10 protein-coding genes are annotated in these 8120 nt (G+C 67.5%); 4 read left to right on the top strand and 6 right to left on the bottom strand.

The features are described 5' to 3' along the window. Positions 1–407: LysR substrate-binding domain-containing protein (locus RT567_RS10985; RefSeq protein WP_313576412.1), on the top strand; the 407-nt coding region annotated here is incomplete at its 5' end. A 137-nt stretch (positions 408–544) separates the two neighbouring features. Here RT567_RS10985 and groL read toward each other — a convergent pair. Continuing rightward, the gene (gene groL / locus RT567_RS10980) at positions 545–2191 is read right to left on the bottom strand and encodes a chaperonin GroEL (RefSeq protein WP_313576411.1); all 1647 of its coding nucleotides are present in this window, start codon (positions 2189–2191) and stop codon (positions 545–547) included. Positions 2192–2247: 56 nt separating this feature from the next. Further along, entirely contained in the window at positions 2248–2535 is a 288-nt protein-coding gene (groES, locus tag RT567_RS10975) for a co-chaperone GroES (protein WP_003166488.1), read from the bottom strand. Between the two features lie 239 nt (positions 2536–2774). Here groES and RT567_RS10970 point away from each other — a divergent pair, with 239 nt between their 5' ends. Then, complete coding sequence (locus tag RT567_RS10970; protein ID WP_313576410.1) at positions 2775–3242, top strand: hypothetical protein; 468 nt, start codon at positions 2775–2777, stop codon at positions 3240–3242. A gap of 61 nt (positions 3243–3303) precedes the next feature. On the opposite strand, the gene RT567_RS10965 is transcribed toward RT567_RS10970, so the two are convergent. Beyond that, a complete protein-coding gene (locus RT567_RS10965; protein ID WP_313576409.1) occupies positions 3304–3771 on the bottom strand; it encodes an ion channel in 468 nt (155 codons plus the stop codon). Positions 3772–3939: 168 nt separating this feature from the next. Between RT567_RS10965 and RT567_RS10960 the strand changes: the two genes are divergently transcribed. Then, entirely contained in the window at positions 3940–4680 is a 741-nt protein-coding gene (locus RT567_RS10960) for a hypothetical protein (RefSeq protein ID WP_313576408.1), read from the top strand. Between the two features lie 61 nt (positions 4681–4741). On the opposite strand, the gene pgi is transcribed toward RT567_RS10960, so the two are convergent. Continuing rightward, on the bottom strand, positions 4742–6346 hold the full coding sequence (gene pgi / locus RT567_RS10955; RefSeq protein WP_313576407.1) for a glucose-6-phosphate isomerase: 1605 nt from the start codon (positions 6344–6346) through the stop codon (positions 4742–4744). Positions 6347–6496: 150 nt separating this feature from the next. On the opposite strand from pgi, the gene RT567_RS10950 reads away from it, so the two are divergent. Beyond that, the gene (locus RT567_RS10950) at positions 6497–6973 is read left to right on the top strand and encodes a hypothetical protein (protein ID WP_313576406.1); all 477 of its coding nucleotides are present in this window, start codon (positions 6497–6499) and stop codon (positions 6971–6973) included. A gap of 44 nt (positions 6974–7017) precedes the next feature. Here the strand turns inward: RT567_RS10950 and RT567_RS10945 are convergent, their stop codons facing one another. Both RT567_RS10945 and RT567_RS10940 read right to left on the bottom strand, forming a co-directional pair. Continuing rightward, the gene (locus tag RT567_RS10945) at positions 7018–7692 is read right to left on the bottom strand and encodes a thioredoxin family protein (protein ID WP_313576405.1); all 675 of its coding nucleotides are present in this window, start codon (positions 7690–7692) and stop codon (positions 7018–7020) included. A 23-nt stretch (positions 7693–7715) separates the two neighbouring features. Continuing rightward, positions 7716–8120: thioredoxin family protein (locus tag RT567_RS10940; RefSeq protein ID WP_313576404.1), on the bottom strand; the 405-nt coding region annotated here is incomplete at its 5' end.

The following is an 8120-nucleotide window of genomic DNA, read 5'->3' as shown; positions in this document are numbered from 1 at the left end:
CGCCTGCGGACCTGAAGCGCGCCCATCTGGTCGGAGAGCCGGAGGAGTGGGCCGCCTGGTTCGCCGCCGCCGGGGTGGCGCCTGCCGACGCCGCTCCGCCGCCGCGCCTGACCGCCGACAACCAGGCGATGGAGGTGGCGGCGGCGCTGGGCGATCAGGGCGTGGCCCTGGGTTCGCCCATCCTTTACGGCCGCGAGATCGAGCGCGGCCTGCTGGTGCGCCCATTCAAGGAGACCGTCGCCCTAGCTGAGGGCTACTGGCTCTGCTACCCGCCCGGCCGCCGTCTGACCCCCAAGATCGCCCGCTTCCGCGATTGGGTGCTGGACACGGCCCGGACCGACCCGGCGGTGGTCGAAGGCGCGCGTCTGGCGGGGCGAGAAGTCGGGGAGGTGGGCGGCACGGGCTGAAATCAGACCGTCACGCCGCCACCCCTCATCCGTCTTGCTCCGCAAGCCACCTTCTCCCTCAAGGGGAGAAGGAAAAGAAAAGGGCGGGATCTTTCGATCCCGCCCCTTCCGTAGTCTCAGCGTGAGGTGACTTGGACTTAGAAGTCCATGCCGCCCATACCGCCCATGCCGCCCATGTCGGGGGCGCCGCCGGCCGAGGCCTTCTTCGGCGCGTCAGCGATGGCGGCTTCCGTGGTGATCATGATGCCGGCGACCGAGGCGGCCGACTTCAGAGCCGAACGGACGACCTTGGCCGGATCGATCACGCCCATCTGGACGAGGTCGCCGTACTCTTCGGTCTGGGCGTTGAAGCCGAACGAAGCGTCGGTCGAGTCCATGACCTTGCCGACCACGATCGAACCTTCGACGCCCGAGTTCTCGGAGATCTGACGGATCGGAGCCTGCAGGGCGCGGCGCACGATGTTGATGCCGGCGTTCTGATCGGCGTTGACGCCCTTCAGATCGATCAGCTTCTTGGAGGCTTGCAGCAGGGCCACGCCGCCGCCCGGGACGATGCCTTCATCGGCAGCGGCGCGGGTTGCGTTCAAGGCGTCGTCGACGCGGTCCTTCTTTTCCTTCACCTCGACTTCGGTCGAGCCGCCGACGCGCAGGACGGCGACGCCGCCGGCCAGCTTGGCCAGACGCTCTTGCAGCTTTTCCTTGTCGTAGTCCGAGGTGGTGTCCTCGATCTGACGCTTGATCTGGCCGACGCGGGCTTCGATGCCGTCCTTCTCGCCCGAACCTTCGACGATGGTGGTGTCGTCCTTGGTGATCTGGACCTTCTTGGCCTTGCCGAGCATGTCGAGCGTGACCGTCTCAAGCTTGATGCCGAGGTCTTCCGAGATGACCTGGCCGCCCGTCAGGATGGCGATGTCTTCCAGCATGGCCTTGCGGCGGTCGCCGAAGCCCGGAGCCTTGACGGCGGCGACGCGCAGGCCGCCGCGCAGCTTGTTGACGACCAGGGTCGCCAGGGCTTCGCCTTCGATATCCTCGGCGATGATCAGCAGGGGACGGCCCGACTGAACCACGGCTTCCAGCACCGGCAGCATCGGCTGCAGCGAGGTCAGCTTCTTCTCGTGGAGCAGGATGAGGGGCTCTTCGAGGGAGACCTCCATCTTGTCCGGGTTGGTGATGAAGTAGGGCGACAGGTAGCCGCGGTCGAACTGCATGCCTTCGACGATGTCGACGGTGGTTTCGGCGGTCTTGGCTTCTTCAACCGTGATGACGCCTTCGTTGCCGACCTTGGCCATGGCCAGGGCGATCAGCTCGCCGATTTCAGCGTCGCCGTTGGCCGAGATGGTGCCGACCTGGGCGATTTCCGAGTTGTTGGAGACCGGCTTGGAGATGGTCTTCACTTCGTCCAGGGCCACGGCGACGGCCTGGTCGATGCCGCGCTTCAGGTCCATCGGGTTCATGCCGGCGGCGACGGCCTTCAGGCCCTCTTGCACGATGGCCTGGGCCAGAACGGTGGCGGTGGTGGTGCCGTCGCCCGCGTTGTCGTTCGCCTTGGAGGCGACTTCGCGGATCATCTGGGCGCCCATGTTCTCGAAGGCGTCTTCCAGCTCGATCTCTTTGGCGACCGAGACGCCGTCCTTGGTCGAGCGCGGGGCGCCGAACGACTTCTGGATCACGACGTTGCGGCCCTTCGGACCCAGCGTCACCTTGACGGCGTCAGCCAGGACGTTGACGCCCTTCAGCATCTTGTCGCGGGCGTCGGTGTTGAATTTTACGATTTTAGCGGCCATGCGGGCAGCTCCTATCTAGATGTTTTTACGAGAGAAACCGGAAACCGAGGCGCGTCTTACGACAGCACGCCCAGGACGTCGGATTCCTTCATGATGATCAGGTCTTCACCGTCGATCTTCACTTCGCTGCCCGACCACTTGCCGAACAGGACGCGGTCGCCGGCCTTCAGCTCCAGGGCGACGAACTTGCCGTCTTCGTCACGGACGCCGGGGCCCACGGCGACGACTTCGCCTTCCTGGGGCTTTTCCTTGGCCGTATCGGGGATGATGATCCCGCCCTTGGTCTTGGATTCTTCTTCAACGCGCTTGACCAGCACGCGGTCGCCGAGCGGACGAAACGCCATCTGAGTAACTCCCGTTAGGATGTTGGTTCCAGCCCTCGGAGCCCGCGACTTTGGCAGTCGCCCTCCCCGAGTGCTAACGACCGGGGAGTTAGGCAGGGGGAGGGAGAGCGTCAAGGGCGACGGGGCCTGAAATTCGGCGCTCAGATGAAGCGAAAATGAACGGTCCCCCCCGAGGTCGTTCAGACAGGCGGCGCTAAAAGGGGGACAACGGATCAACCGGCTTTCGAAAGGAGCCCGCCATGAAGACCCTGTCCAAGATCGGCGTCGGCGTTATCGCCCTGACGATGCTGGCTTCGACCCCGGCCGCCGCTCAGCACTATCGCGACCGCGATCGCGACAACACCGGTCGTGACGCCGTCCTGGGCGCCGTGGTCGGCGGCGTCGCCGGCGCTCTGATCGGTCAGGGCGACGGACGCTATGTCGCGGGCGGCGCCTTGGCGGGTGCGGCCCTGGGCGCGGCGTCGTCCTCGAACAACGACGACTGCGGCTACCGCCGTGGCGGCCGCTGCTATCGGAACCAGGGCCACTGGGAGCGCGAGCACGGCATCAACAGCCGCGACGGCTATTACAACGGTCGCTATGAACGGGACGACGGCCGCTATTACCGCGACGGCCGTTCCTGGCGGAACCACGGCGAATGGCGCAGCCATCAGAACCGCCGCGACCGCGATCGGGATCGCGACTACCGTTACGACCGCCGCTGGTAGGCGGCGCGTGAGATGAGGAAAGGCTCGGCTGAACGGCCGGGCCTTTTTCTTTGGCCCGGCCCTATTCGAAGCCGCTGCCTCGTTCGGCGGTCGGCATCAACCGCCCCATGACGGAGACGAAGAAGGCCACGGTCCAGCCCAGCAGTATGGCCCCGTTGATGCCCTCGATCGCGCCCAGCAGCTTCCATTCGGGGTCGATGGAGGCGTCGCCATAGCCGATGGAGCTGTAGCTGATCGACGAGAAATAGACCGCCTCGCGCAGGTCCGACACGGCGCCCAGCAGGTAGAAGAGGGCGGCGTAGCTCCAGATCTCCAAGCCGTGGATGAAGAAGAGGCCCAGCACCAGCGTCACCGTATAAAGGGCGCCGCGTGTGGACAGGGGGTTGAGGCGGACCGCTGCCGGAACCCGGCTTTCGCGTGATTCCAGGGCCGCCAGCACGCGACCCAGGCAGAGCAGCCCGATGGCGTGCGTGCCCACGGTCAGCAGCACCATGGCGGTGGCGACCGTCAACTCCAGCATCATGTCCATGGCCGCCTCGCTGTTCGTTGCGGCGCCATGCTTAGCACCGGCGCCCTGCGTCAAGGAACCTCGGTTCGGACGGCTGCGCCCTCCGCCAATCGGTGGTATTTTAGGAGGCCGCCCCTGGTGCGGCCCAAGCGTATGCGTGCCCTGAGCCCCTCAACCGCGAGACGCCCCATGTCCATGATGAAATCCAGTATCGCCGCCCTTGCGGCCGCAAGCCTTGCCGCCTCGGCCGCCCAGGCCCAGACGCCGCCTGACCTTCGCGACCTTGTCGGCGCCCGAGGGGGCCAGGCCGAGGGCGAGCTCCAGCGGCGCGGTTATGAATTCGTCCGCACCCAGGAAGGCGGGGCGACGAAGTGGAGCTATTGGCGACGCGGCGGCGACTGTGTGCAGATCTCGACCGCCGACGGCCGCTACGCCGCCATCGACCGGGTCGATCGCGGGCAGTGTGATGCCGGGTCGCATGGCGGCGGCAACGCCGCAGCGGCTGTTCTGGCGGGCGCGGCCGTGATCGGCCTGGCGGCGGCGCTGGCGCATCACAACCGCAACCATGACGAGCGCGACGAGCAGCACGACGGAGACTATTCGCGCGGCTATCAGGACGCCCTCTATGGCGCGACCTATGACCGCAACGACAGCGAGGCCTATCACGACGGCTATCTGGCGGGGGAGGCCGAGCGCAGCAATCGCCGGGCCTCGAACACCGACCATGTGCGTCGTGCGCCTTGGGCGGCGCAGCAGGCCTGTTCGTCGCGCGCCGATGACTTCCAGAATCGACCGCGCGGCAGTTCGACGCCCATCAGCGTGCGTGAGGCCGGGGGCGGAGACTGGCGCATGGTGATGGGGACCGGCTCCTATCGCTCGGTCTGCGTGGTCAGCGACGACGGCCGAGTGCGCAGCATCGATCCCTACTGACGGATTTGCGCCGCGCGCCTGGTCAGACTCATCGGCCGCCGCAGGGTCGGTGTTACGAGGATCAGGCCGTCAGCCGTCGCAACAGATCCGCCGTGGAGGGGTCGAGATCCGCCGAGGGCGTGCCCGTGGCGGCGTCCTTCAGCAGGGCCTTGGCCAGAACCTTGCCCAGTTCGACGCCCCATTGGTCAAAGCTGTTGATGTCCCACAGCACGCCCTCAACGAAGGTCTTGTGCTCATAGAGGGCGATCAGGGCGCCGAGGGTCTGCGGCGTCAGCCGCTCCATCAGGATGGCGGTCGATGGTCGGTTGCCGGGGAAGGTCTTGTGCGGCGCCAGGCGGTCGGCCTCGTCCTCGGATGCGCCCGACGCGATGAGTTCAGCGCGAGCCTGGGTTTCTGTCTTGCCCAGCATCAAGGCCTGCCCCTGGGCCAGGGCGTTGGCCCACAGATAGGTCGAGGGCGTTTCCGCGCAGGTGCGGCCCACGATGATGAATTCGACCGGAACGACCTGCGGCCCCTGATGCAACTGCTGGAAGAAGGCGTGCTGGCCGTTGGCGCCCGGCTCGCCGAAGATGACGGGGCAGGTCTGGCGGCCGACAGGCGATCCGTCGCGGCGCACCTGCTTGCCGTTCGATTCCATTTCGAGCTGCTGCAGGAAGGCCGGCAGGCGGCGCAGGTCGTGGGCGTAGGGGGCGACAGTGCGCGCCGGGCGGTGCAGGCCGTCGACGTTGTAGATCTCGGCCAGGGCCAGCATCACTGGCGCGTTCTTCTCCAGCGGCGCCTCGAGGAAGTGCCGGTCCAGGGCGGCGGCGCCGTCGAGGAAGCCCTGGAACGCTTCCCAGCCCAGGCCGATGACGCAGGACAGGCTGACCGCCGACCACAGGGAATAGCGCCCGCCGACCCAGTCCCGGAACGCGAAGGTGCGGCCGCAGCCGAAAGCCGCAGCCCTGTCTGGCGCGGCCGTCACGCCGATGAAGTGTTTCGCCATCCCCTCGGCGGGCAGGGCGGCGGCCAGCCAGGCCTTGGCGGCCTGGGCGTTCAGCAGGGTCTCCTGAGTGGTGAAGCTCTTGGAGACGACGATCACCAGGGTGGTTTCGGGGTCCAGTCCGATCAGGGCTTCGGCCATGTCGCGCGGGTCGATGTTGGCGACGAACCGCAGGTCGATAGCCGGATCGAGCGGGCGCAGGGCGTCCCAGATCAGGCGCGGTCCCAGATCGGAACCGCCGATGCCGATATGGAGCACCGTCTTGAAGGGGCGTCCGCTCGCGCCTGTTTCATTCCCGGACCGCAAAGCTTCGGCATAGGCTTTCATTTCAGCACGCACGGCCTCGACTTCGGCCGAGACCGGCTCGCCCAGGGCGCGGAAGTCGCCGCCGTCCGGCGCGCGCAGGGCTGGATGCAGCACGGCGCGGCCTTCGGTCAGATTGACCGCCTCGCCGTTGAACAGGGCCGCGCGTCGGCCCTCGACGTCGCAGGCGCGGGCCAGGGCCAGCGCCGCTTTCAGACCCGCCTGGGTCCAGCTCTGCTTGGACAGGTCGATGTGCAGACCGGCCACGTCCAGCGTCAGCCGCGCCAGTCGGCCGGCGTCGGCGGTGAATTGATCCTGAATGCGGGCGTCGATGTCCCGGCGGGCGGCGGCCTCGAGTTCGGCCCAGGCGGCGTGCGGCATCGTCGTCTCCCCATGGCGGTCCCGGCTTTTGGCCCGGCGCTTGCAAGCTCTGGTTTACGGCTCAGGCCGTGAAGAGTTCAATCCAAGACTGGGTCAACAAGGATTTCCTGGTGGAAGTCCGTCGCTCCAGTCCCTTGTGAAAGGCACGCCATGTCCTGCGGAATAGCTCTCGCCGTCGCCCTGATGCTGGCTGATCCCGCCGTCGCCGAAGCCGCCGCCCTGCCGCCGGTGGCGCCCGCCGCTCCGGTCTCGGTGGCCCAGGAGCCCCTGTTCGCCGATCTGGTGGCCCGTTCGGGCGCCCTGAAGACGATCGTCGACGCCTGGATGGCTTCGGGCGAGGCGGACAAGGCCGGCTTCTTCACCGGTGCGGCCTATGCGACGTTCAAGGGGCAGGCGACGGACCTGGCCCAGCGCGACATGCAGGGCCATCTGATCCTCAAGGAGCGCGGCACGGACAACGACCTGAAATGCATCCTGCGCGGCATTTCCGAAGACATTCCGGTCAAGGTCGCGGCGCTGGAGAGCGCCTCCGACGCGGCCGCCCGCAAGCTGGCCCTCGACGAGCTGTCCTATCTGCTGAACGACAACGTCGAGGTCATCACCTCGCCGCCTCAGCCCGAGGCCTAGCCTCGAGTTGAGGCCCGACTGGAGGATGGCCGGGAAGGCCGTCCTCAGCCCTCGACAGTCTCCGGGTATTTGATGGCGCAGCCGTAGGGCGCGGCATAGGCGGTCTGGACCGCGCGGCCGGCCTTGGCGTCGGCCAGGGCGGCGCGAACGAAGTTGTTGGCTCCGTCCAGGTCTTCGACCTTGTTGGTCGGCCGGTCGTCGATGCCGCCGACGAAGATCAGCCGTCCCTCCGGGTCGATGATGCGCATGTCCGGCGTGGTTTTGGCGTCATACCGCTTGCCGACCTCGCCGGTCGGGTCGAGCAGCAGATGGGTGAAGGCGGCCTGATGCTTGGCCTTCCAGGCTTGCGCCTCCTCGCCCTCGACGAAGCCTTGAGTTCCCGGCGCCGAGGAGATGATGGTCAGCCAGACCACGCCGTCGGCGGTCGCCTCGCGCTGCAGGGCCTGCATGGCGCCGGTGTAGTGCTTCTTCACGAAGGGACAGCCTTCGTTGGTCCATTCCAGCACCACCGTCTTGCCGCGGAAATCGGCCAGGGAGCGCTGCTGCCCCTCGGCGTCGACCAGGGTGAAGGCCGGGGCCATTTCGCCAGGCGCGGGCGCCTCGGTCGCTTCGGGCGCGACGGCGGCGGTTTTGGACCGTTCAGGCGATGCGGCGGGTTGCTGCTGGCAGGCGGCGAGCAGCAGGAGCGAGGCGGAGGCGGCGGTCAGCAGGCGGAACATGGCGGTCTCCTCGGGGGGATGGTTTAGCGGGCGGCGGCGTCTTTCAGGGCGTCGATGACGACGCCTTCGGTCAAGAGTTGAGGCAGAATGCGCGGCTCAGGCCGGCCGGGCGCATAGACGAGATAGAGGGGCACGCCCGAGCGGCCGTGGCGTTGCAGCTCGGCGGTGATGGCGTCGTCGCGTCGCGTCCAGTCGCCGACCAGATAAACGGCGTTCGCCTGGTCCAATGCCTCAGCCGTACGGGACGAGGACAGGGCCGTGCTTTCATTGACCTTGCACGTCACGCACCAGTCGGCGGTGAAGTTGACCAGGACCGGGCGCCCCTCGGCCAAGGCGGCCTTCACCGCCTGTTCGGACCAGGGTTGGGACGGCAGATGCGTCGAAGCGCCTGCGCCGTCCGAGGCGGCGGGCGCGGCGCGTCCCGCCAG

The sequence above is a fragment of the Brevundimonas sp. genome (assembly GCF_032107865.1).
In the GTDB taxonomy this organism is placed as follows: domain Bacteria; phylum Pseudomonadota; class Alphaproteobacteria; order Caulobacterales; family Caulobacteraceae; genus Brevundimonas.
Note: the sequence above shows the minus strand (reverse complement) of the source record. Positions and strands in the feature narration are given on the sequence as shown.